This is a genomic window from Aeromonas sp. 75A (genome assembly GCF_051919425.1).
Classification (GTDB): Bacteria; Pseudomonadota; Gammaproteobacteria; order Enterobacterales; family Aeromonadaceae; genus Aeromonas; species Aeromonas veronii.
Map to the genome: position 1 here is coordinate 3,217,180 of NZ_JBQBES010000002.1, position 23,550 is coordinate 3,240,729.

Genomic DNA, 23,550 nt, shown 5'->3' on the forward strand with positions numbered 1-23,550 from the left:
TTTTTTATTACATGTAAAGTGGTCCCCGTAGTAATGCAGAAACAGCATGGATCGGGTGAGGTACGCAGATATCTCGTCCGGCTATCTGCATGTTTATTGCTGCCATAACAATGTGCAATTAAATTAACAGGACGTTAATAATGCGAAAGAAACTATTTAGCAGCCTCTATTTTCAGGTATTGCTCGCGATTACCCTCGGGGTATTTCTGGGGCATGTCTATCCGGAACTGGGCGCCGATATGAAGCCCCTCGGTGATGGCTTCGTCAAATTGATCAAGATGATCATCGCCCCCGTTATTTTCTGTACCGTGGTTACCGGCATTGCCGGGATGGAGAGTATGAAGGCGGTCGGCAAGACCGGCGCCATTGCTCTGCTCTACTTCGAGGTGGTCAGCACCATCGCCTTGATCATCGGGCTGTGCGTGGTCAACCTGCTGCAACCGGGTGCCGGCATGAACGTCGATCCGGCAGCGCTGGATGCCAGCGCCATCTCCGCCTATGCGGAGCAGGCCAAGTCCCAGGGCATTATCGCCTTTTTGCTGGATATTATTCCGGGCAGTGTGATCGGTGCCTTTGCCAGCGGTAATATCTTGCAGGTGTTACTGTTTGCGGTGCTGTTCGGCTTCTCCCTGCATCATATCGGTGAAAAGGGACAGGTTATTTTCGGCGTCATCGACAGTTTCTCCAAAGTCATATTTGGCATTATCAATATGATAATGAGACTGGCGCCGGTCGGTGCATTCGGGGCAATGGCATTTACCATCGGCAAATATGGAGTAGGTTCACTGGTACAGCTGGGCCAGCTTATTGCCTGCTTCTATCTCACCTGCCTCTTCTTTATCTTCATTGTGCTGGGCAGCATCGCTAAAGCCTCAGGTTTTAGCATCCTGCGTTTCATCTCCTACATTCGCGAGGAGCTGCTGATCGTGCTGGGGACCTCCTCTTCCGAGTCGGTACTGCCGCGGATGCTGGACAAGATGGAGAAGCTGGGTTGCCAGAAATCGGTGGTGGGGCTGGTCATTCCGACTGGGTACTCCTTTAACCTGGATGGCACCTCCATCTATCTGACTATGGCGGCGATTTTTATCGCCCAAGCTACCAATACGCCGCTGGATCTGTTCCAACAGATCACCCTGCTGGTGGTGCTGCTTATCTCCTCGAAAGGGGCTGCGGGGGTGACTGGTAGTGGCTTTATCGTGCTGGCAGCGACCATTTCGGCGGTGGGCCATCTGCCACTGGCTGGTTTGGCGCTGATCCTGGGGATCGACCGCTTTATGTCCGAAGCGCGGGCGTTGACCAACCTGATCGGTAACGGGGTTGCCACCGTGGTGGTCGCCAAATACTGCAAGCAGCTGGACGAGAAGAAAATGGATGCAGTGCTCGGCGGCAAGGTCGGGCAACTGGAAGCGGACAGGGCGTAAGCGCTGTTTCCCCCGCACGACCGCGTTGGCTGGTGCGGGGGCAATAAAAAAACGGCCGATTGGCCGTTTTTTTATGCCGATACAGCGAGTATCAGCTCTTCACTGCAGGGGGCTGATTACAGGCTCTGGGTGAAAGTACGGGTAACCACGTCACGCTGCTGTTCCGGGGTCAGGGCGTTGAAACGCACTGCGTAGCCAGATACACGGATGGTCAGCTGCGGGTACTTCTCCGGGTTTTCGATAGCATCTTCCAGAGTTTCGCGACGCAGCACGTTGACGTTCAGGTGCTGGCCACCTTCAACAGCAGGCTCAGCCTGAACCGGCAGTTCGCGGTATTCGAACTGACCCAGGTCAGCCAGTTGCACTTCTTGATCGGCAGCGAAAGCATCGCCTTTGACGCAGATGCAGCGAGCTTGTTGCTTCTCTTCGTCCAGCAGCCAGAAAGAGTTCAGCAGAGCGGTGTTGGCGGCCTGGGTGATTTGAATGCCTTTGATCATGGTATGACTCCTCAATGGGAACGCGAATCCAACTGTAAGGAAATTACCCTGATGTATTTAAGCTACCGTCGATGGCGATGACTTAAAGGGTCCTTGCCTTACACCTTTTCTTTGATGGGGTCATATATACCACGGTGGTAATATTACCAAAATTGATCTAGATCAAGAAAATCCGACAAAGTGCCATTTCAATGGGATTAAATTCTTGAGTTGAATCAAAAATAGGTCATTTTTCTGATTTTGTAAGATATCCAAATTATGCATCTTTTATCTCGTTAATCTAGTAATTTAACTACATCTTTTGGGCTTTTTCTGAGGTTAATTGAGGGGTTGGCTACACTCAGCAAAAAAAGCGAGGAGAGTGCCGGGTGAATAATGGGTGGCGAAAGTGGGCATGGCTGGCCCTGTTCTGTTGCTGGGCAAGCAGTGTTGCGGTACGGGCCGAGACGGTGCGTATTGCTGTGGGCGAGTGGCCACCTTATATCAGTGAGGCGCTGCCCAATCAGGGCTTTCTCTGTGAGGTGGTGCGCCAGGCCTTTGCCGAAGAGGGGCTCGATGTCAGCTTTCACTTCTATTCCTGGGCCGAGGCTTACCGACTGACTCTGGAGGGGCGCTATGTGGTCACCATGCCATGGTTTCGCTCGCGCGAGCGGGAGCAGCTTTTCTATCTCTCCGCCTCGCTCGGCCATTTCACCACTCGCCTGATGACGCTGACCGGTACGCCCGCGGTCAATCTGGGTGAGCTGAAACACGAGCCGGTCGGGGTGACCCGTGGCTATTTCTATGGCGATGGTTTTGCCGCTCGCCAAGCCGGGCTCACCCTCGAGTGGTCAGATTCCGATGAGGAGAGCATGGGCAAGCTGCTTGACGGGCGGATCCACTATCTGGTGATGGATGAGCAGGTGGCACAGACTCTGTTCCAGCAGGCGCTCGTTCGTCATCCCCAATCGCTGTCACTGACCAGTGCCGCCGACCCCATCTGGTCGCAACCGGGATACCTGCTGATGCGCAAGGTCGATCCCGAGGCGCGCCGTCTGATGCTGCTGTTCAATACCGGCCTGCGCAAGCTGGAGCGCTCAGGGCGCCTAGCCAGGCTCTGGAAAGCGTGAGCCACGGTTGCGTCTTGCGGGCTGGCCCCCTATCCTGAGCCCTTCGCCGTATCAAGTGAGGAGGCCGGGGTGCTGACCTGGAGTGATGTAATTGGCTCTGAGAAAGAGCAGGACTATTTCAAGAGTACGCTGGCAACCGTCAGAGCCGAGCGGGAAGCGGGCAAGGTGATCTACCCGCCAGCTACCGATGTGTTCAATGCCTTCAAGCTGACCGAGCTGGATCAGGTCAAGGTGGTGATCCTGGGCCAGGACCCCTACCACGGCCCCAATCAGGCGCACGGGCTCTGTTTCTCCGTTCTGCCCGGCGTGCGTACGCCTCCCTCACTGGTCAACATCTATAAAGAGATGCAGCGTGACCTGCCAGGTTTCGTCACACCCAATCACGGCTTTCTCGAATCCTGGGCCAAACAGGGTGTCTTGCTGCTCAACACTGTGCTGACGGTGCAGGCCGGTCAGGCCCATTCCCACGCCCATCTGGGATGGGAGACCTTTACCGATCGGGTCATCGAGCAGATCAATGCCAGTTGTCAGGGAGTGGTGTTCCTGCTGTGGGGTGCCCACGCCCAGAAGAAGGGACGTTTCATCGACCGCCAGCGCCACTATGTGCTGACCGCGCCGCACCCGAGCCCACTCTCTGCCCACCGCGGTTTCATCGGTTGCGGTCACTTTAGCGAGACCAATCGCTTGCTGGAACAACAGGGCAAGAGTCCGATAGAGTGGAAATCTGTCTGCATCCCACTTGATTGAGTGCAAAGTTCGGGCGACAAATGACCGTATACTCAGGGACATAAGATTAATTCAGAGCCAAGGAGTGCCCATGTTATCCAGTCTGCACAAGGACCATCTCAACATCGCCCGACTTTTGGAGCTGCTCAAGCACAAGCTGGCAGCCATCCGTGCCGAAGAGCCCATCAGCTATTTTCTGGTGCGCGATGTCATCGACTACCTGCGGGAGGTCTCTGACAAGTACCACCATCCCAAGGAAGACCTCATCTATGACTACTACCTGAAATATCGGGTGGTTGAGGGTGAGGTCGCCAACCGCCTGCAGGAGGAACACGTCAAGCTGCTGGAGGCCGGGGCCGATCTCAAGGAGATGGTGGAGATGATCCTGATGGATGCGGTGATCCCCCTCGATCAGTTCACCACCAAGCTGGAGCGCTTCGTGGAACTGCAAGAGGCACACATGAACTATGAAGAGGGGGTGATCTTCCCCCATCTGCGTGACTCCCTGACCGAGGATGACTGGCGTCATCTGGAGCAAAACTGGCAGAACCGCGCCATTGGCGACCCCCTGTTCGGGGCTGAGGTGAGCCAGCACTTTCAGGCACTGGCCAAACGCCTCTCTTTGCCGCTCACGAACGGCTAAGACGAGCCCGTACCCGCCGCGTGGCAGGTATTGTGTGAGTGCAACTTGAATGAAAACAGAAAGGCCTCCATCCGGAGGCCTTTTGCATTATGGATGTTGCCATCCATTGCGCAGCCCAAGGATATACAACTGCTGGCAGCAACTCTCTTCGGAGAAGTTACTTATCGACTATCTGGCGTGACTGAGCAGGGTGGATGGGCAGGTGTGCAGGTATTGGTGGGGCGTTAGGCCGAACTCCTGTTTGAAGCGGGCGGCAAAGCGACTGGGGGAGTCATAACCGCAGGCGAGGGCGACCTCCAGCGGGGTCAGGCCCTGTTGCAACAGGTTGAGGGCGTGGCTCATGCGTACCTGAGCCAGCAACTGGCGAAAGCTGCGACCTTCGGCGGCCAGCTTGCGCACCATGGAGGCGCGGCTCATGGAGAAGTGGGGGGCCACCGCCTCCAGGGTGTGGTCGATGCCGGGTTCCACCGCCAGGTAGCGTGCCAGCCGCTCTGCGAGGGTCATGGTGCTGGCGGGAAAGAGCAATCCGAGGGCGTTGGCGGCCCGCAGCTCGGCATAGAAGCCGCGCAGCAGTTCGGCCTGTGTTGCTTCGCTCAGTCCCCGTTCGGCCATGGTGCTGATGAGATCAAAGCAGAAGGCGAGCCCGGGGGTGACCTTGACGGCGGGTTCCTCCAGATCGGCGTGGGAAGAGGCTGACTCGGCCAGCCATTCTGGCGGCGGCGGGGTGAGCAGCGTGATGGCGTGGGAGCGAAACTTGCCCTGCTCCGGCTGATTGACGAAGGTGAGCTGGTGGCCTGCCGGGATCAGCAGCCACCGCTCCCTGTCAAACGACAGACGTCGCTCGCGCCACCACAGTTGTTTGCTCCCCTGGGTGACCCAGATGAGGGTCGGGGCGTAGATGAGCACCCGATGCAGGGGCTGCTGGCGGATCCCGAGATAGTGGCTCTGTTGCAGCAGGGGAGTGCTCATCCGGTTGGCTCCTAGGGGGTGACGAAGGTGGCGGTCAGGGTGGCTTTGCCGAGCGCCATGCTGTTGAGCATGTAGCCTACCATAGCCGGCGGGGTATCAGCCTTCACCTCGAGATCATGGGGCAGGGCCCAGGCGGTGAACTGATAGCGGTGCATGCCGTGACCAGCGGGCGGGCAGGGGCCGCCGTAACCCTGGTTGCCAAAGTCGGTGCGGATCTCCAATCCCTGCTTGAGCTTGCCGGAGGCATTGCTGGCCAGCTCGCTCTGGGTGGCAGGCAGGTTAACCACCAGCCAGTGCCACCAACCGCTGCCGGTAGGGGCATCGGGGTCATAGGCGGTGATGGCAACACTCTTGGTGCCTGCCGGCAGATCCTGCCAGCTAAGTTGGGGCGAGTGGTTGTCGCCGCTGCAGCCAAAGCCGTTGAAGCTGAACTGTTTGTCCATCAACTGGCCTTCGTGAATGTCCGTGCTCTTCAGGGTCATGGCAAAGGCCGGCATGGCCGTCAGGCAGAGCAGTGGCAACAGGGCACTCTGTTTGAGCAATTTCATTGGGTGACTCCTCGTGTGGTAACGGGTTAACTTTAACGAGGGCTGGGTAGAATGTTATTGCATAACGGCTCAATGTGAGGTCGATTGGTGAGTTAATTGAGCCTTTGGGTGATTTTTATGGCGATAAGGTAAATAGCAGCCATAAAAAAACCGGCATCAGGGATGCCGGTTTTTTTGTTTGACGATAAGAGGTGCGGCTTAGCGCAGGATCATCTCGTCACGGCCCGGGCCGACGGAAACCATCGGAACCGGTACGCCGAGCAGCTCTTCGATACGCAGCACGTACTGCTGGGCCGCTTGGGGCAGCTCTTCGAAGGTGCGGCAGCCGGTGATGTCTTCGCTCCAGCTTTCCATCTGCTCGTAAACCGGCTTCAGGGCAGCGGTTTGCGGCCAAATCGGGTTCTCGGTGTGGGCACCTTCGTAAGCCACGCAGATCTTCAGATCCGGCAGACCGGTCAGGCAGTCCAGCTTGGTCAGGGCCACTTCGGTGGCGGCTTGCAGCTCGACACCGTTCTTGGTGGCGACGGCGTCGAAGTAACCGACATCACGGGGACGGCCGGTGGTGGCACCGAACTCGTTGGTGATCTTGCGGAACTCGTCCTGGTTCTCCATGGCGGTCAGCAGGGTGCCGGTACCGACAGAGGAGCTGAATGCCTTGGCCACAGCGATGACGCGCTCCGGGCGCAGACCCGGCAGACCGCCACCGATACCGGCGTAGGCGCCAGATACGTGGGAGGAGGTGACCCAGGGGTATTCGCCGTAGATCAGGTCACGGCCAGCGCCCAGCTGCGCTTCGAACAGCAGGGCCTTGCCTTCAGCCTGCAGCGCTTTGAGCGGCATGCTGACGTTGCACACTGCGTCGATCCAGGGGGCAGAGACTTCCAGCAGCCAGTCGGCCATTTCCTGGGCAGTCTGGGTGAATTCGAAGGAGGGGTAGATAGCCTTCATCTGCGGCAGTTTCCAGTCCAGCATGAACTGGATGCGCTCGACCAGTACGTCCGGTTGTTTCAGCCAGCCGACCAGGATCGCTTTCTTCATCACGCGATCGCCGTAGGCAGGGGCGATGCCCTGACGGGTGGAGCCATAGGCGCCGTCACCCAGACGTTGCTCTTCCAGGGTATCTTCCAGTGCGTGCAGCGGCAGGCAGAGGGTTGCGCGGTCAGAGATGGCCAGCTTCGGAGTCACGCCGGAGGCTTTGACTTCCTCGAGCTCGACGGTCAGTTTCTCGGGGCTGATCACCATGCCCGGGCCGAGGACAACCAGGCAATCCGGGTTGAATACGCCACTCGGAACCTGGTGCAGCTTGAAGGTGCCAAGGTCGTTGACCACGGTGTGGCCAGCGTTGTTGCCGCCCTGGAAGCGAATGCTGGCGCCAGCTTGACCTGCCAGATAATCCACGATGCGGCCTTTGCCTTCATCACCCCAGTTAGCACCTACGACTACGATAGACGACATGACTCTTTCTCCTAAGACGTTAGGCGTCCATCCTAGGAGCCTGATGCGGATTAGAAAAATTAATTATCTTTATAATTCCGATAAGAGAACCATATAATTATGGCCAATTAAACGGCAAACCGTCCGATTTTGCCTGGCAAGCCCCGCACATCGCGGGTTGAGGGACTCTTATGCTGGATATTCACTGGCTGCAAACCTTTGTCACTCTGGCCCGATTGCAACATTTTGGCCAGACCGCCACCGAACTGCACATGACCCAGCCCAATGTCAGCCTGCATATCAAGCGGCTGGAGCAGGCGACCCGGGTGCGACTGATCGAGCGCAGCCCGTTTCGCCTGACTCAGGCGGGGGAGCGGCTGCTGCAAAGCGCCGAGCGCACCATTGCCGAGTTGCAGCTCTGCCAGTCCGATCTCAATGCCCTCAACCAGCTGAGTCAGGGGACGCTGGCCATCGCCGCCAGCGACATCATCTCCCGCCTGCTGCTGATCCAGCCGTTCCAGCGCTTCAAGCGAGAGTTTCCCGGCATCGACCTTACCCTGTTCAACACCACTTCGGATCAGGCTGCCGAGCTGGTCAAGGCGGGCAAGGCGGATCTGGGTTTTGTCATGGCGCAAAAGCGCAGCGAGCCGCTCTTTTATACCGAGCTGCAACAGGTGACCTGGTGCGCGCTAGGCCACGGCCTTGCCCGCTGGCAGGCACGGGCGGTGGCGGGAGAGAGCGACCCCCTCGACGAGCCGACCCTGATCCTGCTCGGTCACGACACCCGCACCCGGGCGCTGATCGACCCGTCCCTGCCGCTGCTGGCCTTGCCCCCCTGCCGCATCATGGAGGTAGGCAGCGTGGACGCCCAGCTCGATTGGGCCGAGGCGGGCTTTGGTGTCGCCATCGTGCCGGACTTCTCCCTGCATCCGCGCCTCAACCTCACCGCGCCGGTCACCAGCCTCGGCGACTTTCCCGGTACCAGTCTGGGCTACGTGGTGCGCCAGAATCAGGTGTTGTCGCGGGCCATCAAGCAGTTGCTGCACTGGGTGGAGGAGGAGATCCAGAAGCCCAACCCCTATCTGACCCGGGTGATGGAGCCGTAGCGGTACGGCAAGGTGAGCAGGCCTATCGGGGTGACTATGCCGCCATCAATTGCGTTACTATCGAACGCGCGTAAACAATCAGGGCAGCCGAGGCTGCCCTGATGCATTTGTGGGCGCAGACCACTCAGGGTTGCTGCGGTGTGGCTGCGCTGGTGGCAGGGGAGGGTGACATGTCGGCCTTATCCTGCGGTGGGGTTTCGCCACTCACCGCGCTATTGGCAGGCTGGATTGCCTGCTCTTGCGGCGTAGTGGCCGCAGAGACGCTCTGTGGCAACTGAGTCGAAACGGCAGCCGATGGTGATGGAACCGTTGACGCTGCGGCAGAGGGAGCCACTCTTTCCCCCTCGGTGGTCGGCGTAGCAGTGAGCTCGGAGGTGACCTCAAGTGCCTCTTCGGGTAAGGGATTAACCTCTGTGGCTTCTGTCGTCACTGCGGCACTGCTGGTGGCGGTCGCGTCAGAAGGTGCTTCAAGGGTGGCTGTCATCCCGTTGGCGGCGCTCACCTGCTCTGTCGTGGGCACCGCCTCCGAGGCCGATGGCGCTGGTGTTAACGGCTCCGGCGTCAGCTGTTCCGCAGTCAACTGCTCGGGGGTCAGTGGTAAGGGGGCTGGCGGTTGATCCGACATCCCCGCATGGAGGGGCAGCTCGGTTTGCGCCTGCAACTGCTCGGGGGTCACCTTGCTCAGGGCGGGATGCAGCCGGCTGAACTGCTTGACCCGGGCCAGCAGGGTATCGCGCACGGTACGGACGATGGGGTCCGGCAGGCTGGCCAGCGCCACCAGTTCGGCACTCATCCCGATGTTGTTGATGGCGGTGGTCTGCCCCGGATAGAGGTTGGCGGCGATGCGGCTGCGCTGGTAGTAGGGGTGTAGCTTGAGCAGCCTGTCTATCTGCTCCCCTTCGATGGGGATGAGGCGCACCTTGCAGCGGCTGATCAGATCGCCGACCGCCAGACTGGGGTGACCGGCAACCACAAACGCGGCATCCAGCGAGCCATCGCACAGCCCTTCCAGCGGTTCGCTGTCCGATTTGAGTTGATAGGCAGCAAACTGCCCGGGTTGCCATCCCATGGCCGCCATCAGGGCCTGGCTGGTGATCTGCTCACCGGCGCCCTTGTTGCCCGGATAAACCCGCTTCCCTTCGATATCTGCCAGGGTGGTGATGCCGCTATTGGAGGCAGCCAGCAGGGTCAGCGACTCCTGATAGAGGCGAAACAGGCTGCGCAGCTCATTGTTGGCCCCCTGCCCGCTGAAGGGGCCGGTGCCGTGCAGTGCGTGGTGCAACACATCGGACTGCACCAGCGCCAGCTGTACGTCCCCCTTGTCGAGTGCCTTGAGGTTGGCCATCGAGCCACGGGTGCTCTGCACGGTGCAGCTGTCCCCATGCAGGGCATGGCCGGCATTGAGCACCCGGCAGATGGCGCCACCGGTCGGGTAGTAGACCCCGTTGAGCGGGCCCGTTCCGATAGTCAGCGCCTGGCTGCCAAAGGGGAGCAGCGCAGAGAGTGCACAGAGGGGAAGCAGAAGGTGATGCAAGATCCGTAGAGACATAATTGACCGTTGACTGAGTTGACCGCTGGCTGATGACACAGGGTAAAAGGGATGGGGCTTGCCCATCCCGTTGCTGGCTGATCAGGGCTTGCTGTGGTTGAGGATTGCCCGCTCCATCCGCGCCAGCGCGTCGGTCAGTCGTGCCCTGGTGCAGCCGAAGTTGAGCCGCACAAACTGACCATCGCCAAACTGGGCGCCGGGGGAGAGACCAACGCCGGCCTGCTCGAAGAAGGCGATGGGATCAGCAAGGCCAAGGGCGCTCACATCGATCCAGGCCAGATACGTCGCCTGATGGTTGGACAGCTTGACGCCGGGCCAGCGGGCAACCGCCTGCTGGATCAGGGCCAGATTGGCCGCCAGATAGTCGAGCTGCTCGGTCAGCCACTGTTCGCCACCCTCATAGGCCGCTTCGGCGGCGACAAAGCCCAGCAGGTTGACGTCGGCGCTGATGCCGCGCATCGCCTGTTGTAGCCTGAAGCGCAGACGGGCGTTGGGGATAATGGCGAAGGAGCAACAGAGACCAGCGATATTGAAGGTCTTGCTCGGGGCCATCATCACCGCGCAGCGCTCGGCCGCTTGCGCACTGATGGCGCCGTAGGGAATGTGGCGGGCGTTTTTATCCAGCAGCAGATCGCAGTGGATTTCATCGGAGCAGATCACCAGATTGTGGCGCGCGGCGATGGCATCGATGGCCAGCAGCTCGTCACGGGTGAAGATGGTGCCGCCCGGGTTGTGGGGGTTGCAGAGCAGCAGCAGATCTGCGGCGGGGGCCTGACGCTCCAGCTCTTCAAGATCCAGCACCCAGCGACCGGCTTCTTCAATCATCGGCACGGTAAGCAGGGGACGATCATTGAAGCCCGGCGCCTGCAGGAAGGGGTAATAGACCGGCTTGGGGGTGATGATACCGCGGCCATGCTGGCTCCACGCCTTGCAGGCAAGGTTGAGCCCCGGCACCACGCCCGGCAGGAACACCAGCCATTCGGGCTCGATGGCCCAGCCATAGCGGGTCGCCATCCGTTCGATGATGAGTTCGATCAGGCGCGGCGAGGGGCGTGAATAGCCGAAAATGCCGTGGGCGACCCGTTTGGTCAACGCCTCAATCACGGACGGGGGGGAGACAAAGTCGGTATCGGCAACCCACATGGGCAGCACATCCTGACCCTTGTACTTGTCCCATTTCAGGCTCATGGTGCCACTGCGGTCTACTTCCTGATCAAAATCAAACATGCGAACTCCTTGTGCTGGCAGGATGGGCTTTCACTCTACGGGGTCGCGGCCTCCCTCGCAAGGCGCACACCCGCTTATGCCATCCTTGAGCCCGCTCTTGATAGTGACATAAGATAGGCGCCGAATTTTCATACGGCTGCCGCCCGTTAGCCCGTATCGTCCCTCCAATCAGTGGTAACCCTATGAGCTTGTCGATAGCGGCGGTCAAACGCCCTGACCCCGTCTCTCTTTCATTTCTTGCCGTGACCTTTATGACCGGCGTCGCGGTGGCACTGCAGGTGCCTACCTTAAGTCTGTTTCTGGCCGAAGAGGTGCAGGTGCGCCCCTTTCTGGTCGGGCTCTTCTATACCATCAATGCGGTAGTGGGCATTCTGGTCAGCCAGTGGTTGGGCCACCGCTCCGACAACAAGGGGGATCGCAAGCGACTGATCCTGCGCTGCTGCTTTGCCGGGGTGGCGCTCTCCCTGCTGTTTGCCTGGAACCGCAACTACTGGCTGCTGGCGAGTCTGGGGGTGATGCTGGCGGCGCTGGCGGCCACTGCCAGCCCCCAGTTGTTTGCGCTGGCGCGGGAGTACTCCGACAGCCGCAACCGGCGGGCGGACATGTTCAGCTCGGTGATGCGGGCTCAGTTTTCGCTGGCCTGGGTCATAGGTCCGCCCATCGCCTTCGCGCTGGCCATCGGCTACGGTTTCGAGCTGATGTACCTGGCTTCGGCACTGGCCTACCTGCTCTGCGCCCTGGTGGTGTGGCGCTGGCTCCCCTCTCTGCCACTGCCCAAGCTGGCTGAAGAGATCGAGCGGGTCAGCAGCTGGCGGGATCCGGCGGTGCGGGCGCTCTTTATCGCCTCCACCCTGATGTGGACCTGCAACAGCATGTACCTCATCAATATGCCGCTCTACATCACCCGGGAACTGGGGATGGATGAGAAGCTTGCCGGTATCCTGATGGGCACGGCGGCGGCGCTGGAGATCCCCTTCATGCTGCTGGCGGGTTATTACACGGCCCGTTTTGGCAAGCGCCCCATGATGTTGTTGGCGGTGCTGGCTGGCGCGGCCTTTTACACAGGTCTGGTGACCCTCACCGACCAATACGCCCTGATCGCCTTGCAGCTGTTCAACGCCATCTTCATCGGCATCGTGGCGGGGATCGGCATGTCTTACTTTCAGGATCTGATGCCGGGGCGAGCCGGGGTGGCGACTACCCTGTTTGCCAACAGCATCCGCACCGGCTCCATCATGGCGGGGGCTATCGCCGGTGTGGTGGCGGAGGTGTGGAGTTTCCACGGGGTCTTTATGGTGGCGCTGGGATTGGCACTGGTGGCACTGGCCGCCAGCTGGCGGGTGCCCAACGTCTGACGGGGGATCTGGTTGTTATTTATCGTGCCGGTGTTGGGCGTGCGGGAGCGGCGCTGATTCGCCCTGATATTCGTTGCGCAGGCAGCGCAGCAGCAGCTCGGTCGCGGGGCCGAGGGATTCGGGGGAGAGGGTCAGCAGATAGGTGTAGAGGTGGCGCTCGTTGCCGCTCTCCAGATCCAGCTGTATGAGTGACCCTTCCGCCAGCTCCCGCTCTACCAGATGGCGCGGCAGCCAGGCATAGCCGAGGCCGAGGCGCAGCATGGCGAGCACTTCGTGGTAGTGGGTCGCCTTCCAGCCGGTGTCATCTGCATCGTTCCAGTCCACCGAGCGGTGAATGGGGGGATGAAGGCTGATCTGGTTGTGGCTGGTCAGCACGTCGCTGCGGATGGGCCCCTCCTCTTGTGCCAGCGGATGGTTGGCGGCGCAGAGGGGCAGCAGGCACACCTCGTCCAGCAGCAGACCGGTGCGATCGCCTGGCAGATGCTCGGAGAGCATCAGATCCCCCGGTTGCAGGGCGTTGAAGTGGCAGTGAATGCGTTCGTGCAGGTTGACCCGGCAACCCCGGCTGCGGGGATAGAAGCTGGCCAGCGCCCGATAGAGGCGATCCCTTGGCTGCAGCGCCGAGACATAGAGGTTGATCTGCGGCTCCCATTGCCGCTCCAGGTTGTTGGCCAGATTTTCCAGCTCTTCCACCTGTTGGCTCAACTGACGGGCACGCTTGAGGAAGATCTCGCCCGCCGGCGTCAGCACCGCCTTGCGGCCGCGCACCTCCAGCAAGGGCACCCCCAGACTCTGCTGCAACTTCGCAACCGCATGATTGAGGGAGGACTGGCTCTTGTTCAGCGCCTCGGCCGCCTGGGCGTAGCCGCCGCAGTCGACCACCGCCTGAAAGATCCGCCATTGCTCAAACGTGCTCTTGGGACGAAACATAGTTCAACCTGATTGGAGATAGGATGGTCAGTGGTTCGAACAGGGAGCCTGTGCCCCCTATTCAATTTAACCCCTGCCGCACAACACTCTGGGTATTTTATTGATTTATTTGGGCTGGGCCACGCAACTTGTTTATTTTGGCTGAGCCACAAAGGTCTGACCGGTTTTGCCGCGGCTGTCCGACCCCATCAGGTAGAGGTAGAGCGGCATCAGGTCGGCCGGAGTCTTGAGGTTCATGGGATCTTCCGCCGGGAAGGCGCTGGCGCGCATCTTGGTACGGGTACCGCCCGGGTTGAGGGTATTGACCCGCACACCGGTGTTCTCAAGCTCGTCGGCCAGCACTTCCATCATCCCCTCGATGGCAAATTTGGAGATGGCATAGGTGCCCCAGTAGGCGCGCCCCTTGCGCCCCACGCTGGAGGAGGTGTAGACGATGGAGGCATCGCCCTGCGCCTTGGCAGTCTGGCGCAGCAGCGGCAGCAGTGCCTGGGTCAGCAGGAATTCCGATTTGACGTTGACCTGCATCACCTCGTCCCACTCCTTCTCCTGAATATGTTCAAACGGAGAGAGGGTGCCGAGCAGACCGGCATTGAACAGCACGCCATCGAGGCGGCCAAACTGCTGGGCGAAGGTTTCGGCCATGCCGCGGTAGTGGGCGGCGGTGGCCCCTTTCAGATCCACCGGCACGATGGCGGGCAGCGGATAACCGGCCGCTTCAATCTGGTCATACACGGCTTCGAGTTTGGCGCTGGTGCGGCCGAGCAGGATCACGGTGGCTCCGTGGGCAGCGTAGGTGAGGGCGGCTTCGCGGCCGATTCCGTCGCCGGCACCGGTGACCAGAATGACTTTATCCTTGAGCAGATCGCGGGGCGCCTGATAATCGAGCATGACAACTCCTGTTAACAAATTCCGGCCATAAGTGCATGGCAATCGGCGCCAAGTGTACTGATCCGCGCGCCTGTTTGACCAGCCAGCGGCAAGAAAAATGTGAAGAAAATAGAGAGGTTGTGATGCTCGGGTTGGTTTTTCCTGGCACTGGCTGCGATTTTTTGCGCGCCTCCATCAAACTCCCTAGAATGTGACGAAAACCGATCCATTCTGGAGTCCATCGTGACATTTCTGACCGAATATGGCCTGTTTTTGGCCAAGACAGTGACCTTCCTGCTGGCCATCGGCGCCATCATCCTGATGATCGTCAGCACTCGCCAGCCGAAAGCGCGCAAGGGTGAGCTGGTGGTGACCGATCTCTCGAGCGAGCTGGAGCAGGGGCAATTTGCACTCAAGAGCGCGCTCGCCAGCAAGGCCGAGCGCAAGGTGATGGAAAAGCAGCAGAAAGAGGAGCAGAAAAAACGCGCCAAGGCGGGGGATGAGCGCAGTCGCCTGTTCGTGCTCGATTTCAACGGCAGCATGGATGCCAAAGAGGTAGCCTCCCTACGCGAAGAGGTGAGCGCGGTGATCGGCGTCGCCCAGCCCGGCGACGAAGTGCTGCTGCGACTCGAATCCGGTGGCGGCGTGGTGCATGGCTATGGCTTGGCAGCCTCCCAGCTGCAGCGGTTGCGCGATCGTGACATCAAGCTCACCGTTGCGATTGACAAGGTGGCGGCGAGTGGCGGCTACATGATGGCCTGCGTGGCGGACAAGATCCTGGCTGCCCCCTTTGCCATCGTCGGCTCCATCGGGGTGATCGCCCAGCTGCCGAACTTCAACAAGTTGTTGAAAAAGCACGATATCGAATTCGAGATGCACACCGCCGGCCAGTACAAGCGCACTATCACCATGTTTGGCGAGAACGACGATCTGGGGCGCGAGAAGTTTCGCGAGGAGCTGGCGGCGATCCACGAGCGCTTCAAGGCCTTTGTGGCCGAACACCGCCCGCAACTCGATATCGATCAGGTCACGACCGGCGAGCACTGGCTGGCAAGTCAGGCCAAGGGGCTGGGGTTGGTGGATACCCTCTGCACCAGTGATGATTACCTGCTGGCGCAGGCCAGCCACCACAAGGTGATCGGCATCAGCTATCGCAAGCCAAAAAGCCTGACCCAGAAGCTGGGGCAGCAGGGCGCGCAGGCACTGGAAGCCGGACTGGGGCGGCTGTGGCAGCAGAGCCCCTGGCGCTAAGCCTGGCCCTCTGGCTCTAGTCAGAGGGAAATCCCGCGATAAAAAGGCCAGCCGATGCCCATCGGCTGGCCTTTTTGCATCCGGTTGCACCTTGCTGGTGAGCAAAGATTGTTTCTATTGAGGCCCTCTGTTACAACTGAATGCTTTCCCCGTTTATGACAGGATCTTGTGGTAAGAGCTGCGGGGCATGGAGCATAGCGATGTCATGGAGCACCTTCAGGCAATTTACCCCGCTGGTCTGGATCGTCATTCTGGGCACCTTCATGGTGCGTACCAGCTACTACATGGTGTGGCCCTTCCTCTCCATTCTGCTCTATCGGGAGTATGACCTTTCGGCCACCTTCATTGGCCTGTTACTGGGTGGCTCAATGGCCCTCTCTACCCTGGTCAGTTTTTACGGCGGCTGGCTCTCTGATCGCTTCGGGCGGCGCAGCATACTGCTGGCCGGTTGTCTGGTGGCGATGCTCTGTTTCGGTCTGCTCGGTTTTTCGCACGAGGTATTCTGGCTCGGGGTCGGGGTGATGGGCAGCGGCCTCTCGTCGGGGCTCATCGATGCCCCCGGCAAGGCGCTGATGGCTGACAGTCTGGCCTCGGCCAAGGCGCGGGAGTTGGCACTGCACCTGCGCTATTTTCTGCTCAACCTGGGGGCCGCGCTGGGGCCGCTGCTAGGGGTGACTCTCGGGATCAACGCCCAGCAGGAGACCTTCCTGTTTCTGGTGGTGAGCTATCTGCTGCTGGCGCTGGCCTTTGGCTGGGGATTTCGCCGGGCTGGCTGCACAGGCAAGCCGGGTGCTGCTGGCCCCGGACTGCGGGATGCCATCAAGGTGTTGCTGGCGGATCGCGCCTTCCTGCTGCTGGTGATGGCCAATCTCCTGATGGTGCTGGTCTACTCCCAGTTTCACTCGCCGCTGGTGCAATACCTGACCCGGGCCGGTATGCCGCAGGTGGCCGAGCTGGTTGCCCTGCTGGTGGCGACCAATGCCCTGACCGTGGTGCTGCTGCAATTTCCGCTGCTGCGGTTGTTGTCACGCTGGCCGGTGCGGGTGCGTCTTCATATCGGTATGGCGCTCTTTCTGGCGGCCCAGCTGCTCTTCGCGCTGGGGGACCCGATGGTGCGCAGCCACTGGTTTGGCGCCGTGCTGCTGCTCAGCATCGGCGAGACCATCCTCTTCCCCCTGCTCAACGTGCTGATCGACCAGATGGCCCCCACCCACCTCAAGGGGAGCTACTTTGGTGCCAGCGCACTGGCCGGGTTGGGAGGGGCCGCCGGCGCCCTGCTGGGAGGCTGGATCCTCGAGCAGTGGAGCGGTCAGTGGCTCTATGTGCTGATGGCGCTGCTTTGTGTGGCGATTTTTGCGCTCTATGAGTGGGGTGCCAGAGTACAGCGTCCCGCTGTGGCCACGTCTGTGGTTGAGCGGAGCTGACCCGGTTAATGCGGGGATCTGTGATGCTGAATGTTCAGTGCGTGCTACCCGGAGTCTTCTCTTTGAGCGCCTTCTTGGCTGCGTACATCCTCTCGTCGGCGAGCCGGATCAGGTTTAGCCCGTCGTCGTAGTGCTCCGGCCCGGTCTGCACTATGCCGATACTGAGGGTGAGATCGCCCAGCTGTTCCTTGACGGTGTTGATCAATCGTTTGAGATAGATATCCCGCGCCTGACTCTCGTTGCAGTTGGGCAGGATCAGGCAGAATTCATCTCCGCCATAACGAAAGCAGCTGTCTTCGGCGCGAAAGACCTGACGGATGCAGTTGCCGACGATGCGCAGGATCTCGTCTCCGCGCTGGTGACCTTCGGTATCGTTGATTTGCTTGAAGTTGTCGATATCGAGATAGGCGATGGCCATGGGTTCGGCACGGCGCTGACAGGTGCGCAGGCTCAGCAACAACAGCTCGTTGAGGTGGCGAACGTTGAGCAATCCGGTCAGAGCATCGGTGCGGTTCAGCTCCTCCAGTTGTTTGGTACGCTCGCGTACTTTCTGCTCCAGACTCTTGGCATAGTTCTCCGACTTCTCTCTGGAGGACTCTATTTCCGACACCAGACTGCGAATGTAGGTTTCGAAGACCAGAGTGATGTCGAACAGAAAGAGTTTGTCCAGGGCGGCCAGCATGACGAGGCGCTCCGGCTCATCGTGGATCTGCTCGAACATATCCTCGATCAGCAGGGCTTTGAGGGTGTTGATGGCGGCCAGATAGAGCTTGGGTTCGACCCCGATCCGCTTGTGAACCAGCCCGATCCGCAGCCGGTTGTTGACGTACTCCAGATCGTAATGGCCGCTGAAGAGATCGAGCACATAGCGCCGTTGCGCGGTGCGCAACCGTATGAGGGTATCGGCATCCCCGATCAACAGGGCGATTTCGGTGATGGCCGTCTGCTGCTGGTAGAAGCGATCCACCAGGGCGTCGATACGTGGTTCTATCTTGCTGCAATAACTTTCCAGCAGCGCCACATCCTGTTCATTGAGCAGCAATAACTCCTTGCGATGGGCAATTTCAAAGTCGGTGATCCTCATCTGCTCAAGCAGGGTCTGTTCGGTCGGATTCATCGTCGTCCTCGGTTTATTACTGGGCGTTACGCTGTCCGTGAGGTGGGACAAACAAGCAGGTGTGGCAATTGATAGTGTAGTCAGTGAGGCTGGGGCGCGCGCAATGCCCCCGCGTGGCGGGGGCTATGGAGGGTCAGGTGAAGACTAAAGGGGCAAGAGATCCGGAGGGGGAGATCAGAAGGTCAGCACCTTGTCGGCAGCCAGGGTCCACTGGGCCAGCATCGGCAGGGTGCCGACCTCAATCCCCTCGATCAGCGGCAGGGCTGTGATGCCACGGGCATCGGTGCAGGTCTTGCACAGGCGAATGGTGACGCCTTGCGCCAGCAGGATTTCCAGCATCTGGCGCAGGTTGTACCCCTCGGCCGGTGCCTGACCGGCCAGCGCAGCACTCACCGCATCGGACATCAGGAACAACTTCAGGCTGGCACCCCCCTGTTCGTTGAGGGCGATAGCGAGACGCAGGGCGTTGAACAGGGATTCGCTGCCATAGGGGGCACCGTTGGCAATGACCACAATTTGTTGATTCATAACAGACTCCCGATTGGAAAGAGCGCCATTGTAGAGCCAACAGGGTGGCAATTGCGTGATGTCGCACAACTTCTGTCGCACCTTTTTCCCGCTTGCTTGACCCTGCTGCCGATCGAGGTTTTTATGGTCAGCTCGCAAACAAGACCGGATGAATTGAGATGTGGAAAGTATTGGGAGCCGGCTTGCTGCTGTTGGCGGGTCAGGCCTTTGGCAGTGAGGCGGTCGGTTGCAAGGCTCGTCTGCAGGCCGTCAACGACCAGCTGGTGTTTGCCAAAGCACACAATAACGCCGGGCAGATTGCCGGGCTGGAACAGGCCGCGCGCAATATCAAGGTCAACTGTACCGATGAAGGTCTGCTTAAGGAGCAGAAAGAGCGGGTTAACAAACTGCGTGGCGAGGTGGATGAGCGCCTGCTCGAGCTGCAGGAGGCGAGAGTCAGTGGCAAACCGGAGAAGATTGCCAAGCGGCAGGCCAGGCTGGAGGAGTCCCAGACCCGGATGCTGGAGGCCCAGCGGGAGCTGGACAAACTGATCCGGCTGGTCGGCAAGTGATGGCCAGCCGCTGAACGCAGGATCAAAAAAGGCCGATTGCTCGGCCTTTTTTTCGTTTTACGGTCTGTGCATCAGCTACTGCCGGTGCATCCGCACAAATTTTTCCATCAGCTGATCTTCGGTCTCCACATGAGCGGGATCCCAGATGATGCAGTCGATAGGGCAGACACTGATGCAGGTCGGCTTCTCATAGTGACCGACGCACTCGGTGCAGCGACTGGGGTCGATCTCGTAGATCTCCTCACCCAGGCTGATGGCCTGGTTGGGGCACTCGGGATCGCACATGTCACAGTTGATGCACTTGTCGGTGATGAGCAGCGCCATCTCAGGCCGCCGTGTGCGGGTTGCGGGTATCCTGGCTGTCGCCCAGATTGCGCAGCAAAATGCCGTAGTTCACATCCAGATCTTTCGGGACCGGCACATAGACTACGTGACCGTTGCCCGGCGCTGTGTCGATAAGCTCCCCTTTGCGGTTCTCCATCTGCTCCAGATTGAAACGGACGTTGCCCTGCGGGGTCATCAGCTCCAGGTTGTTGCCCACCAGGAACTTGTTCTTCACCTCGACCTCGACCATGTCACCTTTGCGACCGGTGATCTCGCCGACAAACTGCTGGGTGTCGGAGACGGAGTAGCCGTAGTCGTAGTTCTGGTATTCGCTGTGGTTGTGACGGCGCAGGAAGCCCTCGGTGTAGCCGCGGTGGGCCAGATTTTCGAGGGTGCCCATCAGACTGCGATCGAACGGACGACCCGCCACCGCATCATCGATGGCCTTGCGGTAAACCTGAGCGGTACGGGCGCAGTAATAGAAAGACTTGGTGCGCCCTTCGATTTTCAGGGAATGAACGCCCATCTTGGTCAGTCGCTCAACGTGCTCGACGGCGCGCAAGTCCTTGGAGTTCATGATGTAGGTGCCGTGTTCGTCTTCGAACGCGCTCATGTACTCGCCCGGGCGGTTGGACTCTTCCAGCAGCACCAGCGCATCGGTCGGTTTGCCAAGGCCCAGGGTGTTGTCCGGACGCACTGCGATGGGCTCCTGACGGTGGACGATCTGGCCCACGTCATCTTCTTTACCTTCGTGCACCTTGTACTCCCAGCGGCAGGAGTTGGTGCAGGTGCCCTGGTTGGGGTCACGCTTGTTGATGTAGCCGGAGAGCAGACAGCGGCCGGAGTAGGCCATGCACAGCGCGCCGTGAACGAACACTTCCAGCTCCATCTCCGGTACCTGCATGCGGATCTCTTCGATCTCGTCCAGCGACAGCTCGCGGGAGAGGATGGCGCGGGTCAGGCCCATTTGATGCCAGAACTTCACCGTGGCCCAGTTGACCGCGTTGGCCTGCACCGAGAGGTGAATGGGCATATCCGGGAAGGCTTCACGCATCATCATGATAAGACCGGGGTCGGACATGACAGCGCATCGGGCTTCATCTCCACCACTGGGCGCATATCGCGGATAAAGGTCTTGAGCTTGGAGTTGTGGGGCTGGATGTTGGCCACCACATAAAACTGCTTGCCCAGCGCATGGGCTTCGTTGATGCCCAGTTGCAGGTTTTCGTGATCGAATTCGTTGTTGCGCACCCGCAGGCTGTAGCGAGGCTGGCCGGCATAGACGGCATCGGCGCCATAGGCGTAGGCGTAACGCATGTTCTTGAGGGAACCTGCGGGGGAGAGCAATTCTGGTTTAAACATGGCGGACTCTTTATATCTGATTGCAAATCAGGACGACTCTACCTAATAGAGTCTAATAAACAATAACTTAACGCACTTTTCTTTGTGTGTATAGTCGTGTGTAGTTGGGGGCTCCCAACACGTCAAGATTTTACCACCAAACCAAGCTGCCAGCCACGCACACCGCTTTGCTGAGTTGATTTAAGGTGCACAACCGCGAGCAGAGAGGAAGATCGCAAAACAATATGGGGACATATCAGCTGCTATCTATAGAGGGTCATCCTGATTCATCAGTTCATCGTGACTGACAGCGGATAAGCTATTTGGAAAGGGTTAACTCGTGGATTCGAAATCAATAGACGACACTATGGGCCCTATGCAGCACATGCTGCAAAATCACAAGATCCTTCCAAAAAGAAAATGAGCACCCGCTAGAGAGCCCATCTCGACGGATTACTGTAGAGCAATCCAGCAGCAATAAATCCGGCCTGAGGTTTTTCAGCCTGGAGCGGCACCTCATTTCCAGCTCTGCTGGTCTGCTGCATGTGTTATATTCGGCTCAGATGTTGAGCCGAATGATGGGCTGGGTCGGCTCATTATTGAGACCTTAGCACGTTGGATGAGGAAATAATGGAACCATTTTGGATTTGGCAACAAGCCGACTGGCCCCATTTTCGTTGGCAGGATAGCGAGATATTGCCCAGATTACGGCATGCTCAACGCAGGCTGGGAATGCTAATAGGTAGTCATTCCAGATTGGGGAACTCCGACCAAACGTTGGATACGTTACTGGTTAACATCATCTCCTCATCCGCTATTGAGGGTGAGCGTCTCAATGCCCAATCCGTGCGTTCCTCCTTGGCTAGGCGGTTAGGGGGATCAGAAACTCCGTCCTATCCCGTGTCAGATCGCTCAGAGGGGCTCGCGGCCATGATGTTGGATGCCATCGACAACCATGAACAACAGTTGACGATTGAGAGGCTTTACCAATGGCATCGTTGGCTGTTCCCCGCCAACGAATGGTCGGTGCAGCGACTGAACGTAGGGCAGTTGCGAGGAGATGAGCCGATGCAGGTTGTCTCTGGGCGTGTTGATCGCCCCACAGTGCATTTTGAGGCACCACCCAGAGCAACTCTGGACGATCAACTGGCCGAGTTCATCCCCTGGTTTAACCAGACTCGGCATGACCCCACGATGGATCCCCTCCTTCGTGCGGCAATCAGCCATCTCTGGTTTCTGACCCTGCATCCCGTTGATGATGGCAATGGGCGGCTCACGCGGGCATTGACCGATCTCGCGCTGTCACAGGCTGACAGCCACAGCATCCGGCTGTATGCCATGTCAGTTGCGATTCTAGAGCTGCGGGGTGACTACTATATGACGCTTGAGTCAGCGCAGAGGGGCACGCTGGATATCACATCCTGGCTCTGTTGGTTCCTCGACACACTGGATTACACCTTAGAGCTGGCATTACAGGTTATTGACCGTTCTCTTGCCAAAAAACATTTCTGGTTGCAGCACTGTCATGATGGTCTGAGTCCAGAGCAAACCAAGGTTATTAACCGTTTATTGGATGGCGGCCAACAAGGTTTTGAAAATGGCATCAACGCCAGCCAATATCAAAAAGTCACCGGAGTCAGCAAGGCGACGGCTACACGCCATCTGGCCGAATTGGTGGGTAGGGGGTGCATTGAGAAATTACCTGGTGGCGGACGCAATACACGCTATCAGATCCGCTTGCACACCGAGGGAGTTTGAAAAAGCATCGCCATGGGGCGTTAATTTCATCTGGTAGATGAAAGCTGCGATTGGTGTACAAATGACGCTATTTAGTTAAATGTTGACGCCATGATGTGTGCCGTCAGGCATATGAACGAATAGACTTAACCGACAGTCATGGCTCTCAACTAATCTTTTGAGTGATAACAAACTATCGAGAATATCGGGATCTATTGCAGGAACATCACCAGGCCCGAGATTTGAAAGCAGTTTGGTCACACTGAGACGTACCAGTTGCTCTTCGGCCAGAGCCTTGGCTCTCTGGACAACCTCGGGTGATTCGGATGAAATCATATCCTCCAATGTCCTCCCCATACGGTGCTCCTACTACAGATAGAATTAAAGGCCCACGCCGAGCTGGCATGGGCTCTCAGCACTAGATCAAAAACTCTTCCAATGCACGACCATTAGCCACTGCTTCTGCGATGGTCTTGGGCATGCGACCTTGGCCAGTCCAGGTTTTCTCCTGACCGTCTTCGGTGTATTTGTATTTTGCAGGACGAGGAGCGCGCTTGCTCTTTACTGTACCCTCTGCTTTTGCAGTGGTTGCAGTACCAACAAGCTCACTCGGATCTATGCCCGCTTGTTTCAGCAGCTCGGTAAACTCAGCCAGTTTTTGCAGGCGTTCAGCGGACTCTTCTCTCAATTTGCTCTCTTGCTGCTCACGCTCAGCAAAAATCTCTTCGAATTTTTCTCTGATTTCGACCAGCTGCTCGAAAGAGAGCTCGCGCAATGCAGCTCGCAGACTACGAATATTCATCAGTATTTTCAAAAAATCGTTCATTTTTATCCTCATGTATCACATTTTTATATCAGGAAAATTATCTCTCAATCCCAGCATCAGCTCCACTGTT

22 protein-coding genes and 2 pseudogenes are annotated in these 23,550 nt (G+C 58.7%); 11 read left to right on the plus strand and 13 right to left on the minus strand.

Annotation, left to right across the window (positions count from 1 at the left end; genetic code table 11):
* Positions 1-140: 140 nt before the first annotated feature.
* Positions 141-1,421, plus strand: a complete 1,281-nt coding sequence (locus tag ACTG2T_RS15095) for a dicarboxylate/amino acid:cation symporter (protein WP_005353887.1) — start codon at positions 141-143, stop codon at positions 1,419-1,421.
* Between the two features lie 116 nt (positions 1,422-1,537).
* Here ACTG2T_RS15095 and grcA read toward each other — a convergent pair whose 3' ends face one another.
* Entirely contained in the window at positions 1,538-1,918 is a 381-nt protein-coding gene (grcA, locus tag ACTG2T_RS15100; protein WP_005334936.1) for an autonomous glycyl radical cofactor GrcA, read from the minus strand.
* 368 nt (positions 1,919-2,286) lie between these two features.
* Between grcA and ACTG2T_RS15105 the strand changes: the two genes are divergently transcribed.
* The 3 genes from ACTG2T_RS15105 to ACTG2T_RS15115 all read left to right on the plus strand — a co-directional run bounded on the left by ACTG2T_RS15105 (position 2,287) and on the right by ACTG2T_RS15115 (position 4,396).
* Positions 2,287-3,027 (plus strand): substrate-binding periplasmic protein, encoded by a 741-nt coding sequence (locus ACTG2T_RS15105; protein WP_330125619.1) that lies wholly within the window; start codon positions 2,287-2,289, stop codon positions 3,025-3,027.
* 69 nt (positions 3,028-3,096) lie between these two features.
* Positions 3,097-3,774 (plus strand): uracil-DNA glycosylase, encoded by a 678-nt coding sequence (gene ung / locus ACTG2T_RS15110; RefSeq protein ID WP_005353881.1) that lies wholly within the window; start codon positions 3,097-3,099, stop codon positions 3,772-3,774.
* Positions 3,775-3,844: 70 nt separating this feature from the next.
* Positions 3,845-4,396 (plus strand): hemerythrin domain-containing protein, encoded by a 552-nt coding sequence (locus ACTG2T_RS15115; RefSeq protein ID WP_005362195.1) that lies wholly within the window; start codon positions 3,845-3,847, stop codon positions 4,394-4,396.
* A 168-nt stretch (positions 4,397-4,564) separates the two neighbouring features.
* On the opposite strand, the gene ACTG2T_RS15120 is transcribed toward ACTG2T_RS15115, so the two are convergent.
* From ACTG2T_RS15120 to ACTG2T_RS15130, 3 genes are all read right to left on the minus strand, one after another.
* The gene (locus ACTG2T_RS15120) at positions 4,565-5,365 is read right to left on the minus strand and encodes a helix-turn-helix transcriptional regulator (protein WP_330125618.1); all 801 of its coding nucleotides are present in this window, start codon (positions 5,363-5,365) and stop codon (positions 4,565-4,567) included.
* Between the two features lie 11 nt (positions 5,366-5,376).
* A complete protein-coding gene (locus ACTG2T_RS15125) occupies positions 5,377-5,913 on the minus strand; it encodes a YbhB/YbcL family Raf kinase inhibitor-like protein (protein WP_005347798.1) in 537 nt (178 codons plus the stop codon).
* 198 nt (positions 5,914-6,111) lie between these two features.
* On the minus strand, positions 6,112-7,368 hold the full coding sequence (locus ACTG2T_RS15130) for an adenylosuccinate synthetase (RefSeq protein WP_330125617.1): 1,257 nt from the start codon (positions 7,366-7,368) through the stop codon (positions 6,112-6,114).
* Positions 7,369-7,538: 170 nt separating this feature from the next.
* On the opposite strand from ACTG2T_RS15130, the gene ACTG2T_RS15135 reads away from it, so the two are divergent.
* A complete protein-coding gene (locus tag ACTG2T_RS15135; protein WP_005353868.1) occupies positions 7,539-8,453 on the plus strand; it encodes a LysR family transcriptional regulator in 915 nt (304 codons plus the stop codon).
* A gap of 124 nt (positions 8,454-8,577) precedes the next feature.
* Here the strand turns inward: ACTG2T_RS15135 and ACTG2T_RS15140 are convergent, their stop codons facing one another.
* Both ACTG2T_RS15140 and ACTG2T_RS15145 read right to left on the minus strand, forming a co-directional pair.
* Positions 8,578-10,002 (minus strand): TAXI family TRAP transporter solute-binding subunit, encoded by a 1,425-nt coding sequence (locus tag ACTG2T_RS15140; protein ID WP_150995629.1) that lies wholly within the window; start codon positions 10,000-10,002, stop codon positions 8,578-8,580.
* Positions 10,003-10,083: 81 nt separating this feature from the next.
* On the minus strand, positions 10,084-11,229 hold the full coding sequence (locus tag ACTG2T_RS15145) for a MalY/PatB family protein (protein ID WP_330125616.1): 1,146 nt from the start codon (positions 11,227-11,229) through the stop codon (positions 10,084-10,086).
* Between the two features lie 182 nt (positions 11,230-11,411).
* Here ACTG2T_RS15145 and ACTG2T_RS15150 point away from each other — a divergent pair, with 182 nt between their 5' ends.
* Complete coding sequence (locus tag ACTG2T_RS15150; RefSeq protein WP_181223005.1) at positions 11,412-12,584, plus strand: MFS transporter; 1,173 nt, start codon at positions 11,412-11,414, stop codon at positions 12,582-12,584.
* A 15-nt stretch (positions 12,585-12,599) separates the two neighbouring features.
* Here the strand turns inward: ACTG2T_RS15150 and ACTG2T_RS15155 are convergent, their stop codons facing one another.
* Together ACTG2T_RS15155 and ACTG2T_RS15160 are read right to left on the minus strand one after the other, a co-directional pair.
* A complete protein-coding gene (locus ACTG2T_RS15155; RefSeq protein ID WP_330125615.1) occupies positions 12,600-13,514 on the minus strand; it encodes a LysR family transcriptional regulator in 915 nt (304 codons plus the stop codon).
* A gap of 132 nt (positions 13,515-13,646) precedes the next feature.
* Positions 13,647-14,402: a YciK family oxidoreductase gene (locus ACTG2T_RS15160; protein ID WP_005334909.1), complete on the minus strand. Its 756-nt coding sequence runs from the start codon at positions 14,400-14,402 to the stop codon at positions 13,647-13,649.
* A gap of 222 nt (positions 14,403-14,624) precedes the next feature.
* Between ACTG2T_RS15160 and sohB the strand changes: the two genes are divergently transcribed.
* Entirely contained in the window at positions 14,625-15,632 is a 1,008-nt protein-coding gene (sohB, locus tag ACTG2T_RS15165) for a protease SohB (protein WP_005353858.1), read from the plus strand.
* 200 nt (positions 15,633-15,832) lie between these two features.
* On the plus strand, positions 15,833-17,056 hold the full coding sequence (locus ACTG2T_RS15170) for an MFS transporter (RefSeq protein ID WP_330125614.1): 1,224 nt from the start codon (positions 15,833-15,835) through the stop codon (positions 17,054-17,056).
* A 34-nt stretch (positions 17,057-17,090) separates the two neighbouring features.
* Here ACTG2T_RS15170 and ACTG2T_RS15175 read toward each other — a convergent pair whose 3' ends face one another.
* Positions 17,091-18,173: a diguanylate cyclase domain-containing protein gene (locus tag ACTG2T_RS15175; protein WP_330125613.1), complete on the minus strand. Its 1,083-nt coding sequence runs from the start codon at positions 18,171-18,173 to the stop codon at positions 17,091-17,093.
* A 174-nt stretch (positions 18,174-18,347) separates the two neighbouring features.
* The gene (locus tag ACTG2T_RS15180) at positions 18,348-18,701 is read right to left on the minus strand and encodes a DsrE/DsrF/TusD sulfur relay family protein (protein ID WP_005334901.1); all 354 of its coding nucleotides are present in this window, start codon (positions 18,699-18,701) and stop codon (positions 18,348-18,350) included.
* Positions 18,702-18,859: 158 nt separating this feature from the next.
* On the opposite strand from ACTG2T_RS15180, the gene ACTG2T_RS15185 reads away from it, so the two are divergent.
* Positions 18,860-19,252, plus strand: a complete 393-nt coding sequence (locus ACTG2T_RS15185) for a DUF1090 domain-containing protein (RefSeq protein WP_005353852.1) — start codon at positions 18,860-18,862, stop codon at positions 19,250-19,252.
* Positions 19,253-19,327: 75 nt separating this feature from the next.
* On the opposite strand, the gene ACTG2T_RS15190 is transcribed toward ACTG2T_RS15185, so the two are convergent.
* Together ACTG2T_RS15190 and trhP are read right to left on the minus strand one after the other, a co-directional pair.
* The gene (locus ACTG2T_RS15190) at positions 19,328-19,576 is read right to left on the minus strand and encodes a YfhL family 4Fe-4S dicluster ferredoxin (protein ID WP_005334896.1); all 249 of its coding nucleotides are present in this window, start codon (positions 19,574-19,576) and stop codon (positions 19,328-19,330) included.
* 1 nt (position 19,577) lies between these two features.
* Positions 19,578-20,938: pseudogene (gene trhP, locus ACTG2T_RS15195) on the minus strand (prephenate-dependent tRNA uridine(34) hydroxylase TrhP).
* Positions 20,939-21,547: 609 nt separating this feature from the next.
* On the opposite strand from trhP, the pseudogene ACTG2T_RS15200 reads away from it, so the two are divergent.
* Positions 21,548-21,781 (plus strand): annotated as a pseudogene (locus tag ACTG2T_RS15200) (DUF4172 domain-containing protein); the annotation flags it as partial.
* 66 nt (positions 21,782-21,847) lie between these two features.
* Positions 21,848-22,675, plus strand: coding sequence for a Fic family protein (locus ACTG2T_RS15205; RefSeq protein WP_330125623.1), 828 nt, complete (start codon positions 21,848-21,850; stop codon positions 22,673-22,675).
* A 397-nt stretch (positions 22,676-23,072) separates the two neighbouring features.
* Here ACTG2T_RS15205 and ACTG2T_RS15210 read toward each other — a convergent pair whose 3' ends face one another.
* Positions 23,073-23,480: an H-NS family histone-like protein gene (locus ACTG2T_RS15210; RefSeq protein ID WP_042024860.1), complete on the minus strand. Its 408-nt coding sequence runs from the start codon at positions 23,478-23,480 to the stop codon at positions 23,073-23,075.
* Positions 23,481-23,550: the final 70 nt, after the last annotated feature.

Coding starts and splice junctions, on each gene's coding strand:
- ACTG2T_RS15185 (WP_005353852.1), top strand. CDS start 18,860: ATGTGGAAAGTATTGGGAGCCGGCTTGCTGCTGTTGGCGGGTCAGGCC.
- ACTG2T_RS15170 (WP_330125614.1), top strand. CDS start 15,833: ATGTCATGGAGCACCTTCAGGCAATTTACCCCGCTGGTCTGGATCGTC.
- ACTG2T_RS15205 (WP_330125623.1), top strand. CDS start 21,848: ATGATGTTGGATGCCATCGACAACCATGAACAACAGTTGACGATTGAG.
- ACTG2T_RS15120 (WP_330125618.1), bottom strand. CDS start 5,365: ATGAGCACTCCCCTGCTGCAACAGAGCCACTATCTCGGGATCCGCCAG.
- ACTG2T_RS15130 (WP_330125617.1), bottom strand. CDS start 7,368: ATGTCGTCTATCGTAGTCGTAGGTGCTAACTGGGGTGATGAAGGCAAA.
- ACTG2T_RS15160 (WP_005334909.1), bottom strand. CDS start 14,402: ATGCTCGATTATCAGGCGCCCCGCGATCTGCTCAAGGATAAAGTCATT.
- ACTG2T_RS15155 (WP_330125615.1), bottom strand. CDS start 13,514: ATGTTTCGTCCCAAGAGCACGTTTGAGCAATGGCGGATCTTTCAGGCG.
- ACTG2T_RS15190 (WP_005334896.1), bottom strand. CDS start 19,576: ATGGCGCTGCTCATCACCGACAAGTGCATCAACTGTGACATGTGCGAT.
- ACTG2T_RS15140 (WP_150995629.1), bottom strand. CDS start 10,002: ATGTCTCTACGGATCTTGCATCACCTTCTGCTTCCCCTCTGTGCACTC.
- ACTG2T_RS15115 (WP_005362195.1), top strand. CDS start 3,845: ATGTTATCCAGTCTGCACAAGGACCATCTCAACATCGCCCGACTTTTG.
- ACTG2T_RS15145 (WP_330125616.1), bottom strand. CDS start 11,229: ATGTTTGATTTTGATCAGGAAGTAGACCGCAGTGGCACCATGAGCCTG.
- grcA (WP_005334936.1), bottom strand. CDS start 1,918: ATGATCAAAGGCATTCAAATCACCCAGGCCGCCAACACCGCTCTGCTG.
- ACTG2T_RS15125 (WP_005347798.1), bottom strand. CDS start 5,913: ATGAAATTGCTCAAACAGAGTGCCCTGTTGCCACTGCTCTGCCTGACG.
- ACTG2T_RS15180 (WP_005334901.1), bottom strand. CDS start 18,701: ATGAATCAACAAATTGTGGTCATTGCCAACGGTGCCCCCTATGGCAGC.
- ACTG2T_RS15175 (WP_330125613.1), bottom strand. CDS start 18,173: ATGAATCCGACCGAACAGACCCTGCTTGAGCAGATGAGGATCACCGAC.
- ACTG2T_RS15210 (WP_042024860.1), bottom strand. CDS start 23,480: ATGAACGATTTTTTGAAAATACTGATGAATATTCGTAGTCTGCGAGCT.
- ACTG2T_RS15095 (WP_005353887.1), top strand. CDS start 141: ATGCGAAAGAAACTATTTAGCAGCCTCTATTTTCAGGTATTGCTCGCG.
- ACTG2T_RS15150 (WP_181223005.1), top strand. CDS start 11,412: ATGAGCTTGTCGATAGCGGCGGTCAAACGCCCTGACCCCGTCTCTCTT.
- ACTG2T_RS15135 (WP_005353868.1), top strand. CDS start 7,539: ATGCTGGATATTCACTGGCTGCAAACCTTTGTCACTCTGGCCCGATTG.